We start from the raw sequence: 17,168 nt of genomic DNA, 5'->3' as shown, positions 1-17,168 counted from the left end.
CTGCCCGATGCAACGGCACGCACGAGCATGACTTCCGGCAGGCACAAAAAACATCGGTGAAGTGCGCTAGACTCGCAGCATTGCGTGCCCACCCAAGCGTCGATGCGATATTCGATCGAAATCAAAAAATTTCTGTACAGTCAGTATTTCTATGGTGGGCTTCGGATCGCGACCGGCATCTCGCTGCCGGCAGTGGTGTTGCTCATCGTCTTTCACAACCGAGAGCTCGGCTTCACGATTTCGACCGGCGCACTGGGCGCATGCGTGGTCGACATGCCCGGGCCCCTGAAATACAAGCACAACGAGATGCTCGCGTGCAGCGTGATCGGGTTCTTCTCGGCGCTGGCCACCGGCATCGCGACCGCTCACCCGCTATCACTGTGGCTGACGGTCGTACCATTGACTTTCGTGCTGTCCTTGATCGTCGTCTACGGGAACAAGTGGCCGCAGATCAGCTTCGCGACGTTGTTCATGATGGTGGTGACGCTAGAGGAGCGCTTCACACCGCTGCAGGCGCTAGCCAATGCCGGCTGGATCCTGGCCGGCGGAATCTGGTACACGTACTGGTCGACGTTCGTGTCACGCTGGCAGACCCACCGGATCGAACAACAGGCGATCGCCGAAAGTGTGTTCGCGTGCGCCGACTACCTGCGCGCCCGCGCCCGCTTCTACGATCCGACGCATGATCTGGATGAGTGCAATAGGCAACTGGTCGACAAGCAGGTGCTGGCCGTGGACCGGCAAGAGGCGGCGCGCGACATTGTGCTGCGCAACCTGCCGAAGCTGCGCAGCGGGCAACTCGACGCACACCGCACGATGTTATTCAACTTGTTCATCAATACGGTCGACCTGCACGAGCTGTTTGTCGGTGCGCACGTCGATCACGCGATGATCCGTGCGACGTTCGGCGGCTCGGACTTGATGATATTCTTTCGCGACCTGATCGAAAAGGCCGCGACCGATCTGGAGGACGTCGGGCTGGCCGTGCTGCAGGATCGCCCGTCAGCACAGCGGATCAACGCGAAGGCGGAGCTGCGCGCAATCGAGTACGAGATTGAACTGATGCGCAAGAAGGCATTGCCGACCACCCATCCGGAGGCGTACTCGGCGATCGTATCAGCATTCCGGCGCGTCTGGAGCGCACAGCGGCTAATCGAGCGCATGCACAGCAACACGCGCGTGGATATCAGCACGCAAGACACGGAGATGCGGATCGATCAGGCGCTGTCGCGCTTCCTGTCGAGCCGGCGCGTGCCGTGGTTGCAAATCTTCTCGAATCTGACCATGTCCTCGCCGAGCTTTCGGCACGCGTTGCGCGTCACCGTTGCGGTGGCGATCGGCTTGTGGCTCGGTCGCCTGCTGCCGCTCACGAACGCGTACTGGATTGTGATGACGACCATCATCATCCTGAAGCCCGGCTACTCGCTCACCAAGCAACGCAATACGCAGCGGATCATCGGTACCACGATCGGCTGCGCGGCGAGCATCGCGCTGATTCTGTTCGTGAAGGAACCGCCGCTGCTGTTGGCTGTCATGTTCGCCAGCATGGTAATGAGCTACAGCCTGCTGCTATTCAACTACACGGCCAGCGTTGTATTCACGTCCTCATATGTCCTGTTGATGTTCCACATGCTGGCGCCCGGTAGCCTGCGCATCATCGGCGAACGTGCGATCGATACAGCACTAGGCTGCGCGATTGCGATCGCCGCGAGCCACCTGTTTCCGTACTGGGAATATCGGCTGATGGGCAAACTCGTCAACGGCTTGCTCAGCGCAACGCGGCAATATCTGGAAATCTGTTGGTATGCGGGCAAATCGGGGGCCGCGTCCGGCAGCGCAACAGACAAGGCCAAGCCGTCCGCTCCAAATCCGGCCGCGCCGGCGGACAAGAAGGGCAAGGGCAAGGAGGCCAGCGCGCTGGTTTCCAGCGCCACCGCGCAGCCGACGCCAGCGGCCAGCGCCGCCGCATCGGCGATCGACAGCGACATCCGATACCGGCTCGCGCGTAAGAATGTGCATATTGCATTCGCCAACGTCGGGCAGGCGTTGCAGCGCATGTTGCTCGAACCAAAGTCCGCGCAACGCTATGTCGCCGAGTTGAATGACCTGTTGGTGCGCGTGCACGCGTTGACGGCACAGATCACCGCGTCCGCGCCGCTAATGATGACGCTGTCCCAGTCGCCGGCCCGCACGGCCGGGATCGTGGGCGCCACTGGATGGGGCACCCAGCCCGTACCGGTCGTCGATGCACAAGCGCTTGCGCCACTGCGCAAGGCGCTAGGCATCGTCCATGACAATCTGGTGCAGGCCGAAGCGGGTGTCGCACCGCCCCCCGATCAAACGAGCATCGTCAAACAGTTGAATCGTGAGCTGGACCAAATGGTCGTCGACGCGGAACGCGCGCGCAGCGAATCGTCCAACGTGGCGCAAGAACTCAAGGGGCTGGCATACCAGTGTAAGCAAATGGTGGGCGCATCGTTTCTAATCCGCAAGGATGCAAGTGCCATCAAGCTACCGACATAGGCATCGACGCCGCTAACGACTGGACGCCGGCGTGGCAGCCGACGCACCGGCCGCCGAAACACCCTGCACGCCGACGCGCGAGCGCGACGCGGATACCGCTGTCGATGCACCGAGCGCGGCAGACACCGCGGGGGCGACATCCGCAACGGCTTGATGATGCTCGGCATCGTATTCCCGCTTGCCCGACAGTGCGTTGAACAGCACAGTCGCAAGCACCCCGGCGACGATGCCGACCATCATCACGCCGACCCACGCTGCGGGATCGAGATGTCGGCGGCGACCGGTCTTTGCAGCAGGCTGGCGTGGGTTGAACTGACGTGGACTAGTCATCTATAGGGAGGGGGTCAGACAACGGTAGCAATAGCAATCATTCTACTGCTATAGGGTGACGCGAGATACTGATTAAGCCCGCTACGCCGGCGCGGCATGCTGTCAACGGAGCATCGCAACAGCCGCTAAGAAAATTTTGTTCCTGGTCGGTGATTTCGCCGAGGATGACGAAACGATGAGGCCTTTCCAGGCACTGCGGATCGTGGACCATTCCGTCGAGCCAGTGTGTCCGGTCAAGCTTGCCGGCATGGACTATGCGGACATCGCGCTCGACGCCGCGGTCACCAACGGCAAGCGGGTCACCGCGTCCGCATGGCCCGCTCATCCGGCATGGCTGCAACACTTCCTGGCCGTACTCGGCACCCGCATCGAGCCCTGGCGGGTAGCGTCGGCTACGCGCTAACCGCTGGTGGCACGCGGCCGACCAACGATGCGATCGCCAGCAGCAAATCGGCCGGATCGACGGGCTTGGCCAAGTGCGTCTGGAAGCCGGCCATCAAGGCGCGCCGGCGATCATCGCCGCGGACCCGGCCGGATAATGCCACGGCCGGCGTCATCCCACCTCGTGCCGCCTCGCGCTCGCGCAATTGTGCGATGAATGCGAAGCCGTCTTCCTCCGGCATGCCCAGATCACTGATGACGACATCGGGCGTGCCGTCGTCAAAGACCTGCAACGCGTCGCGCACGGACGCCACCGCGCTCACCTGCGCGCCGCGCTCCTCGAGCACGCGGTGCACAAGTTCGCGCGCATCGGCTTCATCTTCGACCACCAGCGCGTGAACGCCATCCAGGCGCGGTAGCGCCGTGTCCGGCTGCGCGCTGATCGGTGCCACTGCGCCACGGCGCGTGTCAACGCCGGTTGTCACCGTGGGCAGCGTCACTGTAAATGTTGCGCCGCGCTGCTCACCCTCGCTGGCCGCGGTGATATGCCCTCCATGCATCTCGACCAGTTCCTTGACGATCGACAATCCCAGCCCCAGGCCGCCAAATTGGCGTGTGGTACTCGCGTCCTCCTGTCGGAACCGCTCGAATACGTGCGGCAGGAACGCCTCGCGGATCCCGCAGCCCGTATCGCTGACGACCAGTCGCGCCTCCCCGTCGCCGCTGGTCAACGTGACTGCCACGCGTCCACGCCGAGGCGTGAACTTGATCGCATTGGTCAGCAAATTCCAAATGATCTGCTGCAGCCGGGCGGGATCACCATTGACCACTGCCGGCGCGCCGAGCACCGGCATGACACGAAGCTCCTTTGCGTCGGCTGCTAGCTGCACGGTCGCAATCACGTCGGTGATCACATCGACCAGTTCGACGCGCTGCACGTTGAGCCGCACCTTGCCCGCCATGATGCGCGACATGTCCAGCAGATCGTCGATCATCTGCGATTGCAATCGTGCATTGCGGTGGATCACCTGTAGGCCCTTCTCGACGCGAGCCGGCTCGGACGCGTCACGCAGCAGCAACTGGGCCCATCCGACGATGGCATTCAGCGGCGTGCGCAGTTCGTGCGACAGCGTGGCGACGAACTCGTCCTTGAGCCTGGATGCTCGCTCCGCTTCCGAGCGAGCTTGCCGCTCGTTCGCGAGCAAATGCTCACGTTCCTGCGCAGCCAGCTTCTGGTCGTCGATGTCAGTCGACGTGCCAAACCACTTGCTAACCCGGCCGGCACCGTCCAGCAGCGGCGCGGCCCGGGTCTTGAACCAGCGCCACGCGCCGTCGGCGGCCCGCAGCCGATGCTCGACATCGTAATCACTGCTGTCGCGCAAGGCGTCGGACCAACGCTGTGCGGTCAGGTCGCGATCGTCGGGATGAACCAGCGCGTCTGGCCACACGTGGCCCAGTAGCGACAACGTGTCCAGACCCGTGTAAGACAGCAACTGCTTGGACGCGAAATCGATCCGTCCGTCAGGCAACGCGGTCCAGACCAGTTGCGGAATCGCCTCCGCGAGCGTCCGGTAGTGCAACTCTCTTGCACGGACCAACTCCGCCTCAGCAATCTCCCGCTGCGCGCGCTTTTGCGCCAACACGCGCTCGATTGCCTGTGGCAAGTAGTCAAGGTAATCGGAGGTTTTTGGCACCACGTCCGCGACGCCCGAGCGCAGCGCCTCGATCACCCGCGTCTCGTCAGCAAAGCCGGTGCACAGGATCGCGGGCAGCATCGTGCCCTGCATGCGCAACGAGCGCAGAAAGTCGAGCCCCGTCTCGGCGGTACCGAGCACATAGTCCACGACCAGCACGTCGGGCCATCGCTCCTGGCCTCGGCTGTCCAACCACGCACGCGCGGCCTGCGTGCTCGTCAACGTCACCACGTCGAATCCGGCGCGGGCAAGCGCGCGGCGGGCTAGGCTGAGCAAACCCTCGTCATCGTCAATAATCAGTGCACAGGCAGCCGGCTGGCCATCCGCGCCCAATGCTCCGGGTGACGAATCGGTTTGATGAGAAGCAGGCGTCATACGGGGAACGTCGAGTGAGTAGGCGACGCGCGGTCCTGAGCCGAAGCGCCGGCGCCAGGCTCCAGCCCACTGCCCGGGCGCAAGCGGTCCGCTCGCGCGGCCCTGGGTCCCACGTTGATGCGCGCCAGCGCGCTCAGTGTTGCCGCACGCAACGCTTCATGTGCACCACTGGATTCGGGCAGCGACAAGTAGAACGTCGAGCCGATGCCTTCACTGGACTCGGCCCATACGTTGCCACCGTGTCGCTCGACAACACGACGCACGAGCGCCAGTCCAATGCCCTCGCCCTTGACTGCGCCACCGTGCAGGCGCTGGAACGCGGTAAACAACTTAGGCAGTGCCGATGCGGGAATGCCATATCCGTTGTCGCGCACGTAGTAAATGCGTAACGAGTGCACGCCGACTGGGTTCGGGCGCGTACCGATCTCGATCACGCCGGGGCGGCTCGGATCGAGATAATTGACTGCATTGGCAATCAAGTTCGCGAAGACTTGCTCGACCGCGGTCGGATCGCCCCATGCCGACGGCAGCGAATGCGTCTTCACGGTCACGCCCTGGCTCTTGATCGAATCGCGCATCGCATCCACCACGCGGGACACCACCGCCTGCACATCGACTTGTTGCGGCCGGTACTCGACCCGGCCCGCGCGCGAGAGCCGCAGCAACGCGTCAATGATACTGGCCGAGCGCATCACGGCGGTTTGCAGAAAGCGCAAGGCCTCGGCAATATCGTCGTCAACGATCCGCGACAATCGGCGCCGTTGTGCGTCGGTCAACGGGCTGCGCGCCAGTATCTCGCGCACCGAATCGCACGCCAAGCTCAGTTCTTGAGAAAATCCCTGCAAGTTGACCAGCGGCGCGCGCAAGTCATGCGACACGCTGTAGATAAACATTTCGTTTTCTTGCGTACGCTCGCGCAGATGCTCGTTCATCGTGCTGAGCTCCTCGGCTTGATGCGCGAGGTCGGACCGATAGCGCGACTCGATGCGGTCCGCCTCGAGCAGGCGTCGGCTCGTCTGGTGCAGCGCGAGGTCCAACTCGGCGATTTCATCGTCGCCCTTGAACATCGGTGCGAGCGGCTCATTGTTTGCGAGCAATTTAGTGTTGTCCGCAAGGGTGCGTAGCCGCCGTCGCACGCTCGATGTGAACACATAGACCGCGATAGCGCCGGTGATGATTGACGCGACCACGGCCGACACGAGCAGCACCTGCTGAGTGCGGCGCGCCTGGGCGACACGTTCGGTGCGCACGCTGTCCAGCCGCATCTCCTCCTGCTGCAGCGCGGCGACCTGCGCACGGAAGTGATCGACGATATCGTGGCCGTTGAACTCGCGAAAGCGCGCCACAAGCCCCGCTTGCTGACCGTGCCGAAGCAACTCCTGCGAACGCTCACTCCACTGCCGGTACGCCTGTGCGCTTTGCCGGATCTGCACCGCACGCTCGACCTGCAGCGGATTGTCGGCGACCAGTTCGATCAACCGGTCGATGCGACGATCGATCTCGCCCCATTGGCTAGGCGGCGTCCATACCTGCCCATATCCGTCGATCACGGCGCCGCGCATGCGCACGGCATCGACTAGCACCGGGTCGAGCACAGCCGTGGCCTGACTCAGCACTTCCTTGCTCCGCACTGCCCACTGCTCTGCTTCCAGAGCCTGAGTCTGGGTACGCATCACACCGGCCAACAAGCCGAGTTCGACAAGGCTCGGAATCGCGATCAGCAGCAGCCCTTTGGTGATCAATCTCATACAGCGTTTTGGCGTTGGCGAAACAATGCGCGCAGCAATGCCCGATCCGGCGCACACAAGAAAAGCTGCATGACAGGCACGCGGCGGCGCGGCGTGTCGCCGGATCGGCCGCGCAGCCATTATCGCGTCGTTCAGCCTAAATGACAAAAGCCCATGCTGTGGCAAACGACCTTCATCGATTCAGATATAAGGGCCATAACATTGCGCATGATAGTTTCAATATTGAGCACAATAATCAATTATATCAGTCGAAAATTTCTCCTCCCAGCGCATGTACGCCTTCACGTAACACCCCATACGCAGCAGCGACTGCCTCCGGGTCACCTTTGACGCCCAGATCGATATGCCGTCGCGCATAGATCCCGCCGCGCTCGGCATCGCCGACGTTGGGCAAGCTGAAGACACGTACACCGGCAAAATCGCGTTCGATCCGCTCCATCAGGGGGGTGAGCGCCGACTCAGGCAACTCGAACACCAGAAATGAGCGCTCGTCATGCGGCGTGCCGTGATGTAGATGGGCATAACAGGTATCGAGCACCCATTCCATCATGGGCCATGCCATAACCGGAAACCCCGGCATAAAATAATGATGGCGCACCGAAAAGCCAGGAATCTTGTTATAGGTGTTCGGAATGATGCTGGCACCCTGCGGAAACACGCCCATGTTGAAGCGATGCAGATTATCCGGCGCATCCAAGTCTGCCTGGCCGTCCGGCGCGGTTTTGATGATTCGCTCGGCGATCAATTGCCGGGCCCGTGGGTGCAGTTCCAGCGGCACGCCGAGCGCAGCCGCCGCACACTGTCGAGTATGATCGTCCGGCGTCGCGCCGATGCCCCCGGTCACGAAGACGATGTCATCTGAGGCGAAGGTGCGCTTGAGGGTGGCAGTGATTCGTCCGCGCTCGTCGCCAACGTACTCGGCCCACGCGAGCGCAAGCCCCCGCGCGCGAAGCAACTCGATGGCCTTTGGCAAATGCTTGTCAACACGCCGTCCAGACAAGATTTCGTCGCCAATGATGACGATACCGAACCCCATGGGATCCCCTTGATCATTTCAAACGGCACGCAGCTTACGCCGATCTCGGCGGGCGCGCTTGCGGCGCTTACCGGTCGGCTCCGTGGTGTCGTGCGCGCAATCGCCGCAGCGCGCGCAGGCAATAATGGGCGAACCACAGCGCGGAAAACACGAAGATGCACACGTACAGCCAGATCGACACGATCGCGACAAATGGGAACAGCACGATCATCAACACGGAGGATGCCCACAGCAGCGTCGGGACCGCGCCGAGCAATCCGCACATCACGCCGATCGCGAGCAGCGGCATGCGGTGCGTGCGAAAGATCATGCGCCGCTCATCCGAGCTCGCATGCCATGCCAGCGCGTCGTAGGTCATCACGCGATAGGTGAGCCAGCCCCACAGCAGCGGCGGGATTACAGCGAACAGCGGCGGCACGAGCCACAGCGGGACCGTGACGACCAGCGCCACCACGCAGACACACGTGGCCGCGATCGAGTGGAGCACACTGCCGAGCAGCGTGCCGCCGCGCCGGGGCTCCAGATCGACAAATTGGCGCGCACCGAGATGACGGATCACCGCCGGCATCGATATCGTGGCAATCATCAGCAATACGGTCAACACGATCAATGGCACAGCGATCGCGACAACGATGAGCGGCGCGAGCACCATTTGCACGTGGCCAAAGCCGATCCCCACGAGCAGCGAATTGATCGACGCAGTCCAGCCCCAGTGTGACAGCCAACCGTGTGCCGCACCGACCCATCCTTCCCAGCCGAACCACAGCACCGCTCCCCAGCCCAGCGCGGTCAGCAGAAACGGCAACACGGTCAACCACAGCATTCGTGGATGAAGCATGCCCAGCAACGCGCGACCGAACGAACCGAGCAACGCGTTCATTGGCAAAGGCGTGGTGTCGGCCACGGCGGTACGATGCGCGCGGTGTTAGCGACAGCCCGCGGAGCCAGCGCGCCACACACGAGTGCGGCGGCAAGCGAGCCGGCCACGCGGCTCGCTCGTGCGAAACGATTGGAATGGAGCATGGGCACCCAGACGGGAAAACTGCGTCTATTGTACGGTCTTTGCCGGAAGCCCGGAACGAATCGCGCATCAGCGCCAACACGCCGGCATGTTGCGCGTCATCGCTGCATCGATTCCCATACCTTGTGTAGCCGTTTGACAGACACCGGCATCGGCGTGCGCAGTTCCTGCGCGAACAGCGAGATGCGCAACTCCTCAAGGAGCCAGCGGAACTCCACGAGCCGTGCATCAGCTGCGCCGCCGCGCTGTGATAGCGCGCGCTGGTAGGGCTGCATGAGCGGCGCGAGCTCGGCTGCCAGCCGCTGGTCGCGCGCCGGGTCCACCTTGAGCTTGTCGATACGCAACGACATGCCCTTCAAGTAACGCGGGAAATGCGCAAGCTGCGCGTAAGGCGTATCGATCACGAAGCGGCGAGTCATCAGCGCGGCCAACTGCTGCTGCATGTCCGCGTGGGCCGCGCCAAAGCCTTTAGCCTGCGCGAGCTTCTTCACAAGCGCCGCGTACTCGGCGAGGATCTGGCCGGTCAGCCGAGCGAGCTCCTGAGCGAGCAGCGAAAGCCTAGCCCGGCCTTCGTCGCGCCGGGCGGCGAAGCTGGCATCGTCATGCGGCAACGGCAGCTGCAGGCAGGCACGATCCAGCGCGGCGTCGATCAATTGGTCGCGCAGTTCCTCCTGCGTGCCAAGCGCCATGTACTGCATTGACATTTCGCGCAGCCCTGGCAGGTTTTTCGCCAGATAGCGGATCGGATCGCGCAACTGCAGGGCGAACAGCCGGCGCAGACCGGCGCGATGGATGTGCTCAGCTTGCACCGGCGAATCGAAGACTTCAACGTCGCAGTGCCCACTGCGATCGACCAGAGCCGGATAGCCGAACAGCGTCTGGCCGCCACGCTGGATCTCGAGCAACTCGGGCAGCACGCCAAAATTCCACGTCGTCAGGTTCTCGTACAGCGCGGTACCGGCCAGCCGCGCCGTATCCGGTGCTCCGGCGCGCGCCGGCCCACCGGCGTTCGCGAGCCCGTTTCGCGCCGTGCCGGCTGACGGCTGATCGGCCACGCGCAGCGCACCCGGTGCCGGCCCCTCGCCCGCCGTGTTGCCCGCCGAACCGGCGCTGGCCGCAACCGACTGCGCATGCCCAAACGGTTGCCGCCCATCGGCCCCTGACGCGCCGGTTGCGGCCGAGACGATGCGCTGGAACTGTTGCTGCGCCTGCGCACCGAATTCGCCGCGTAGTTGCGCGAGATTGCGCGCCATCGCGAGTTGCCGCCCGTGCTCATCGACCACCTTGAAGTTCATAAACAGGTGCGCCGGCAGCGTCTCGAGCTTGAAGTCGGCCGACTTGACCATCACTTGCTTGTGCTCGCGGATGTCGGCAATCAGCCCATCGATCAACGACTGCCCGGCGAAATGCACGCGCTCGACGAAACCGGCCGCATACTCGGGCAGCGGCACGCAATGCCGACGCAATTTTTGCGGTAGCGACTTAAGCAGCCACTGCACCTTGTCCTTCAACATGCCAGGCACGAGCCATTCGGTGCGACGCGCATCAACTTGGTTCAACGCGTACAGGGGCACGGTCAGCGTGACACCATCACGCGCCGCGCCCGGCTCGAAATGGTAGCTCAGCGCCATGTCGACGCCAGCCATCGCCAACCGCTTCGGAAACAGATCCGTCGTCACGCCAGCCGCTTCATGCCGCATCAAGTCCTCGCGCGACAGAAATAGCAGCTTGTCGCCGTCGCTCCCCCGCCGCCGTGCCTCGTCGCGATACCAGCGCTCGAACGCCGCGCCGGTATGGATCTGTTCGGGTACCGCCGCATCGTAGTATGCGTAGATCAACTCATCGTCGACTAGCACGTCCTGACGACGTGACTTGTGCTCGAGTTGCTCAATTTGCGCAACCAGCCGCCGATTGTGCGCAAAGAACGGCAGACGGGTGTCGAATTCGCCGTCGACCAGCGCGCCGCGAATGAACAATTCCCGCGCACGCGCCGGATCCTGCGCGCCAAACGCGATGCGCCGGCGCTGATAGACGGGCAACCCATACAACGTGCCGCGCTCGAACGCCACCACCTGCGCGGCCTTCTTCTCCCAATGCGGCTCGGCGACCGAGCGCTTGATCAGGTGGCCGCCGACACGCTCAATCCATTCCGGCTCGATACGGGCGACGGTGCGCGCGTAAAGCCGGGTGGTCTCGACCAACTCCGCGGCCATCACCCAGCGGCCGGCCTTCTTCGCGAGCGTCGATCCCGGCCACACGAAGAAACGAATGCCCCGTGCGCCCAGGTAATGCGGATCGTCGTCGGCCTTCAGACCAATGTTTCCGAGCAACCCCGTCAACAGCGCATGATGGATCTGCTCAAACGTCGCCTCGGACTCGTTCAGCCGCCAGCCGTGCTCGCGCACCACGGTCAACAACTGCGAATGCACGTCGCGCCACTCGCGCAGCCGCAGAGGCGAGAGGAACTGCGCGCGGCACGCTTCGGCCAGTTGCCGGTTCGATTTCTTATGTGCGACGGCTTCCTCGAACCACGCCCAAATCTTGAGCCACGCGATGAACTCCGAGCGCTCGTCAGCGAAGCGGCGATGCGCGTGATCGGCCTGCTCCTGCGCGTCCAGCGGACGCTCGCGCGGATCCTGCACGGACAGCGCGCTGGCGATGATCAGCACTTCGCGCAACGCATGTTGCTCACGCGCCGCGACAATCATTCGTGCCACGCGCGGATCCAGCGGCAGGCGCGCCAACTCGCGGCCGACCGGCGTCAACGCATTGTCGTCGTCGACCGCGCCAAGCTCGGCGAGCAATTGATAGCCATCGGCAATGGCCCGGCCCGGCGGCGGCTCGACGAATGGAAACGCGTCGATCTCGGCTAGGTGCAACGATTTCATCCGCAGGATCACCGACGCCAGCGACGCGCGTAAAATCTCCGGATCAGTGAAGCGCGATCGAGCCTGGAAGTCGCTCTCGTCATAGAGCCGAATGCAAACGCCGTCGGCCACCCGGCCACACCGGCCAGCACGCTGATTGGCGGCGGCTTGCGACACCGGCTCAATGTGCAATTGTTCGACCTTGTTCCGGTACGAATAGCGCTTGACCCGCGCCAGACCAGTGTCGACGACATAGCGGATGCCGGGCACCGTCAGCGATGTCTCCGCGACGTTGGTGGCGAGCACGATGCGGCGCGCATTGCCGGGCCGGAACACCCGCTCCTGCTCGGCAGCCGAGAGCCGGGCGAACAGTGGCAAGATTTCAGTATGCGGCGGATGGTGCTTGCGCAGCGCCTCAGCGGCGTCGCGGATCTCCCGCTCGCCCGGCAGGAAAACCAGGACATCGCCCGGGCCTTCGCGACACAGTTCGTCCACCGCATCGACAATCGCGTCATGCAAGTCGCGCTCGGCTTGACGCGCGGCGGTGATACTGCCCGCGGCGCCCGGCAAGGCGCCCGGTGAGCCAAGCGGCGCGGCCCCTGGCGCCGCACCGCGCCGTGCGGACGTGGCGCGCTCGTCGTCGCCGACGACCGGCCGATAGCGGATCTCGACCGGATACAATCGTCCGCTGACCTCGATGACGGGCGCGGGTCGCTCGTCGCTGCCGAAATGGCGCGCAAAGCGCTGCGCATCAATCGTAGCCGACGTGACGATCAGTTTCAGATCAGCACGCCGCGGCAGGATCTGCTTCAGATAGCCAAGCAGGAAATCGATGTTCAGGCTGCGCTCGTGCGCCTCGTCGATGATGATCGTATCGTAAGCATGCAGCAGCGGATCGGTCTGCGTCTCCGCGAGCAGGATGCCGTCGGTCATCAACTTGACCGAGGCGCCCGGCGACAGGTTGTCGGTGAAACGGACCTTGTAGCCAACCACTTCGCCGAACGGCGTACCCAGTTCCTCAGCAATGCGTCGCGCCGTCGCCGATGCCGCGATACGGCGCGGTTGCGTATGGCCAATCAGGCCGGTGCCACCCGCACCCAGCCCGCGTCCGAGCGCCAAGCAAATCTTGGGCAATTGCGTGGTCTTACCTGATCCGGTTTCGCCGCTGACGATTATGACCTGATGGTGCGCGATCGCGGCAGCGATCTCGTCGCGCCGGCCGCTGACGGGCAGCGCCTCCGGGAACGTGACAGGGGGCACCGGATTGGGCACAGGGTTGGGCGCCGAGGACGCGCGCCGGGCCTGGGCGCGACGCGCGGCAGGCGGCCTGCCGTGGTGTGCGGGGTCAGCGTGATCAGTCGGCGAAGCATCCGCCGCGCGGTTTTTGGCTACATTGGACATGGGGGCGCATTATAATCCGGCCATGACTGCACAAAACGATCTCGCCCGCCGCGACAAGAGGGCCAGCGACCTCGCCGTGGCCGGCGGCCAGACGAGCGCCGCCATCGAATACACTGCGAATCACGCTCAATTCGTCGAATGGCTGCGATCGGTCGCCCCCTACATCCATGCGTTCCGCAACCGGATGTTCGTCGTCGCGTTCGGCGGCGAGTTGGTGCAGGCGGACGCGCTCAATGCGCTGGTGCAAGATGTCGCGCTGTTGCATGCGATGAGCATTCAGATCGTACTGGTGCACGGCTCCCGCCCGCAAGTCGAGGAACAGTTGAACTTGCACCAGGTCGAGTCGCGGTTCGCAGGCGGCATGCGGATCACCGATGCGCGCGCGCTGGAGGCGGCCAAGGAAGCGTCCGGCGAAGTGCGGCTGGACATTGAGGCGGCAATCAGCCAGGGTTTGCCGAATACGCCGATGGCGCACGCGCATATCAGCGTCGTGTCCGGCAATTTCGTCACCGCGAGGCCGGTCGGGATACTTGAGGGCGTCGATTTCCAACATACCGGCGTGGTGCGCAAGATCGATGCCGAATCGATTCGGCATTCGCTGGAGAGCAACAAAATTGTGCTGCTATCGCCGCTCGGATTCTCGCCGACCGGCGAGGCATTCAATCTGTCGATGGAGGATGTCGCGTCGTCCGCGGCCATCGCGCTACGTGCCGACAAGCTGATTTTCATCACCGAGACGCCCGGCGTGATCGACGGCGACGGCGAACTGACCCGCGAGCTATCGCTGGACGACGCACAGAAGATCTACGAAGCGCATACGGGCGAGTTAGACCGCGCGGATGCAGACTTCTACCTGAAGCATGCAATCCGCGCGTGCCGCGGCGGCGTGCCGCGCTCGCACATCATTCCGTATGCGCTGGACGGCAGTATCCTGCTGGAACTGTTTCTACACGACGGGGTCGGCACAATGATCTCGTACGAGAATCTAGAAAGCCTGCGTGAGGCAGTGCCAGACGATGTCGGCAGCATCCTGCAACTGATCGAGCCACTCGAGACGGACGGCACGCTGGTGCGGCGCGGCCGCCACCAGATCGAGCGCGACATCGACCACTTCTCAGTGATTGAGCACGATGGCGTGCTGTTCGGTTGCGCGGCGCTGTACCCGTACCCGCAGGAGCGGATCGGCGAGATGGCGTGCCTGACCGTGGCGCCGGAGGCGCAAGGCACTGGCGACGGCGAGCGCCTGCTCAAGCGCATCGAGCAACGCGCCCGGGCGCGCGGCCTGACGCGGATTTTCGTGCTGACGACCCGCACCGAGCATTGGTTCCTCAAACGCGGTTTCGTAAAGGCGACGGTCAACGATCTACCCGAGGACCGGCGCCGCCTGTACAACTGGCAGCGCAAGTCGCTCGTGCTGATCAAGCAGCTCTGAGCACGCGCGGGGAGTCCGCACGTTGGCGCCCCGCCCCACCCCAATATCAAAGGAGAAGTCTAATGGCTCGAATGGTTCACTGCGCAAAACTCGGCAAGGAAGCGGAAGGATTGGACTTTCCGCCGTTGCCGGGCGAGCTTGGCAAGCGCATCTTTGAAAGCATTTCGAAGGAAGCATGGCAGGCGTGGCTCAAGCAGCAGACGATGCTGATCAATGAAAACCGTCTGAACATGGCTGATCCGCGCGCGCGTCAATACCTGCTGAAGCAGACGGAAAAATTCTTTTTCGGCGAAGGGGCCGACGTTGCCTCCGGCTACGTGCCACCGATGAACAACTAAGCGGCGTGGCCATGCCGAACATCGGCCGTCGGCGCACACCGGCGGTCGGCGCCGACGACCCGCACATCGTCAAGATGCTGGACGCAGCATGATGCGGCGTCGGCTGTCATTGGCCCCTCTATTCAGCTCATTTTCGCCCGCTGGCAGACGCTTCGCTTTTGACGTCTGGACTTCGTGCTGCGCGATCACAAGCAAAACAGCATGCTTATAACGTCACTGAAGCACGTCATTTTCACCCGCGGCGCAGGCAACCTAGCTTGCTCTTGAGCATAGATTGTCGGCAAAAGTGCCATGGAATCCAACAGAAGTTTTTAAGCAGAGAAGGATGGCATTGGCAAGCCGGTAGGCCCGAGCGTAACCGAGGCGGCCATGTCGACGTTGCTCCGTCTTGGCAGAATGACTACGGTTCATTACAAGTGAACGGTAAAGTCGGCGTCACAAGCACTCCAGTGCTCACAATGAATGCCTTGCCAGCGCGCAGATGGCACGACGGTATCTGTTCCGGCGTTGGGATCAACGAAGTAGACTGGATTCAGTCTCAATAAATATTATTGGCTCACTTCTGAGCCAATTTACATTGGCCTGGAATCGCGCCCGCGCCGGCTCGGAGAAATGGCTAGCCTCCATAAAGCGAGTAATCTCCTCCACTGCCATTTCCCATCTGAAATTGCTGAACTCAGATAACACCCAAGCGGCCCGAAGTTGGCGAAGCAAATCCCATAAAGCGGCTTCGCCCGCACCATTCAGTAGGTTCAAACCTTGCCGCCAGGCCCGCTTTATTTGTACATCGTCTAAAAACGATTGGCATTTGAGTAGTCCAAACACTGCTGAAACACGCTGTGACATAGGCACGCGCGCTAAATGTCCCTCAAGCAACGTCAGCTCCTGCGCGCGTTGTTCACTCGACAGCTCTTCAAGCCCTTCAGGCAAATACCGCAAAGCAATCCCCCACTGCTCGTCAGGCAGCGACAGCGCCCAATCACGCATCTGCGTGTATTGGGCAAACTGCTCCGCTTGCGGCAAAATCCGTACGCAACTCGCTAACATGCCGACCGATGCGCCTTGATGAGCGGGCGGCAGTTGTAACGCGTGTCCGCGTAAGAGCGCATAGCGTTCAGGGACGCGTGGGTCTGTCTTGTTGGAGTAAAGGAGCAAATTGGACAATACCGGGATGAGCTTCGCTTGTTCGGCTACCCTCAACGATGCAAGCCGAGCCAAAAGCGCCTGATAACGCTGGTCGGCAAAAGGTGAGCGGAACGAAAAAAACTGCAAACTGTCAGCCAGTTCCGCCCAGATATTGTCTTGCCCGGGCGCGCGTCGTTCCGCCATCGCATAAGCGAAGTCGAATAACTCAACACGCTGGCTCTGAGGAAAATTAAAAAAAGCGCGTAATAGCGCTTTTTGTATTTGCACGCCGTCCTGCGGGAGACGCTCCGCAGCCGCAAACACGCGCTTGAATGCGTCGACTCGCTCGGCTTCTGGCAACGCTTACAGACACTGGCTCAGCGCATCAATAGGCTCGACATGCTGCGCTGGATTGCTCAACGCACCGCCTATTTCATTCAGCAGCTGATTGACTGACGCCAAGCTGACGGCCTGGTTTGCCCGCTGCCAATAGCGGTGGACGAGGCGCCTGGTCTGCATCGCATGATACGTGCGGCGATCGACTGTGGCAAACGGCATCACGTCTTGAATGGGTACATAGTCACCGATCCGGGCAATCAGTTCAGACGGCAGGTCATCATACGTTGTTGGTCGGGTGGGCAAGGGAGGAGTCAACGGGTTGTCGGAAGGCGGTTGTGGCGGCGTTGACGCGGCAGGCTGTTGGCCAGCCTGCCCTGCACATAGGTAGCTGGCAGGATAGTTTAAAGCGGTATTCAAATCGAAGTCCATCGTCAAAGTCAGCCCTCGATAAAAAGACAACGCTGCGGCCAACGTGCACGCGTTTAAATGCAGGCCCCAAATGCACATTCATTGCCGCACCCTATCGCGCGTTCGATAAGCGCGTTATTGAACGCCAGC

Annotated in this window: 12 protein-coding genes; 4 read left to right on the top strand and 8 right to left on the bottom strand. The window is 62.5% G+C overall.

The genetic code is table 11. The annotated features are described in order from the left end of the window. Window positions 1–102: 102 nt before the first annotated feature. Window positions 103–2,523: an FUSC family membrane protein gene (locus tag KQH60_RS01185; RefSeq protein WP_237574741.1), complete on the top strand. Its 2,421-nt coding sequence runs from the start codon at window positions 103–105 to the stop codon at window positions 2,521–2,523. Between the two features lie 12 nt (window positions 2,524–2,535). Here the strand turns inward: KQH60_RS01185 and KQH60_RS01180 are convergent, their stop codons facing one another. Continuing rightward, the gene (locus KQH60_RS01180; RefSeq protein ID WP_237574740.1) at window positions 2,536–2,853 is read right to left on the bottom strand and encodes a hypothetical protein; all 318 of its coding nucleotides are present in this window, start codon (window positions 2,851–2,853) and stop codon (window positions 2,536–2,538) included. 175 nt (window positions 2,854–3,028) lie between these two features. On the opposite strand from KQH60_RS01180, the gene KQH60_RS01175 reads away from it, so the two are divergent. Beyond that, complete coding sequence (locus tag KQH60_RS01175) at window positions 3,029–3,256, top strand: hypothetical protein (RefSeq protein ID WP_237574739.1); 228 nt, start codon at window positions 3,029–3,031, stop codon at window positions 3,254–3,256. On the opposite strand, the gene KQH60_RS01170 is transcribed toward KQH60_RS01175, so the two are convergent. The 5 genes from KQH60_RS01170 to hrpA all read right to left on the bottom strand — a co-directional run bounded on the left by KQH60_RS01170 (window position 3,246) and on the right by hrpA (window position 13,376). Further along, window positions 3,246–5,303 (bottom strand): response regulator, encoded by a 2,058-nt coding sequence (locus KQH60_RS01170; RefSeq protein ID WP_237574738.1) that lies wholly within the window; start codon window positions 5,301–5,303, stop codon window positions 3,246–3,248. The genes KQH60_RS01175 and KQH60_RS01170 overlap by 11 nt on opposite strands. Then, window positions 5,300–7,051, bottom strand: a complete 1,752-nt coding sequence (locus tag KQH60_RS01165) for an ATP-binding protein (protein ID WP_237574736.1) — start codon at window positions 7,049–7,051, stop codon at window positions 5,300–5,302. The genes KQH60_RS01170 and KQH60_RS01165 overlap by 4 nt, the downstream gene beginning before the upstream one ends. A gap of 244 nt (window positions 7,052–7,295) precedes the next feature. Next, window positions 7,296–8,087, bottom strand: a complete 792-nt coding sequence (locus tag KQH60_RS01160) for a molybdopterin-binding protein (RefSeq protein ID WP_237574735.1) — start codon at window positions 8,085–8,087, stop codon at window positions 7,296–7,298. 67 nt (window positions 8,088–8,154) lie between these two features. After that, window positions 8,155–8,967, bottom strand: coding sequence for an EI24 domain-containing protein (locus KQH60_RS01155; RefSeq protein ID WP_237574733.1), 813 nt, complete (start codon window positions 8,965–8,967; stop codon window positions 8,155–8,157). Between the two features lie 239 nt (window positions 8,968–9,206). Further along, window positions 9,207–13,376 carry an ATP-dependent RNA helicase HrpA gene (gene hrpA, locus KQH60_RS01150; RefSeq protein ID WP_237574732.1) on the bottom strand — a complete coding sequence of 1,390 codons (4,170 nt, stop codon included), beginning with the start codon at window positions 13,374–13,376 and terminating at the stop codon, window positions 9,207–9,209. Window positions 13,377–13,398: 22 nt separating this feature from the next. Here hrpA and argA point away from each other — a divergent pair, with 22 nt between their 5' ends. Together argA and KQH60_RS01140 are read left to right on the top strand one after the other, a co-directional pair. Continuing rightward, window positions 13,399–14,808: an amino-acid N-acetyltransferase gene (gene argA, locus KQH60_RS01145; protein ID WP_237574731.1), complete on the top strand. Its 1,410-nt coding sequence runs from the start codon at window positions 13,399–13,401 to the stop codon at window positions 14,806–14,808. Window positions 14,809–14,870: 62 nt separating this feature from the next. Beyond that, on the top strand, window positions 14,871–15,146 hold the full coding sequence (locus KQH60_RS01140) for an oxidative damage protection protein (RefSeq protein WP_237574730.1): 276 nt from the start codon (window positions 14,871–14,873) through the stop codon (window positions 15,144–15,146). 513 nt (window positions 15,147–15,659) lie between these two features. Here the strand turns inward: KQH60_RS01140 and KQH60_RS01135 are convergent. Both KQH60_RS01135 and KQH60_RS14965 read right to left on the bottom strand, forming a co-directional pair. Beyond that, window positions 15,660–16,631, bottom strand: a complete 972-nt coding sequence (locus KQH60_RS01135; protein WP_368669308.1) for a hypothetical protein — start codon at window positions 16,629–16,631, stop codon at window positions 15,660–15,662. A gap of 3 nt (window positions 16,632–16,634) precedes the next feature. Then, window positions 16,635–17,027 carry a hypothetical protein gene (locus KQH60_RS14965; protein ID WP_368669307.1) on the bottom strand — a complete coding sequence of 131 codons (393 nt, stop codon included), beginning with the start codon at window positions 17,025–17,027 and terminating at the stop codon, window positions 16,635–16,637. Window positions 17,028–17,168 lie beyond the last annotated feature (141 nt).

This window comes from Mycetohabitans sp. B8 (genome assembly GCF_021991875.1).
GTDB lineage: Bacteria > Pseudomonadota > Gammaproteobacteria > Burkholderiales > Burkholderiaceae > Mycetohabitans.
This window is presented reverse-complemented; position numbering and strand designations above follow the sequence as displayed.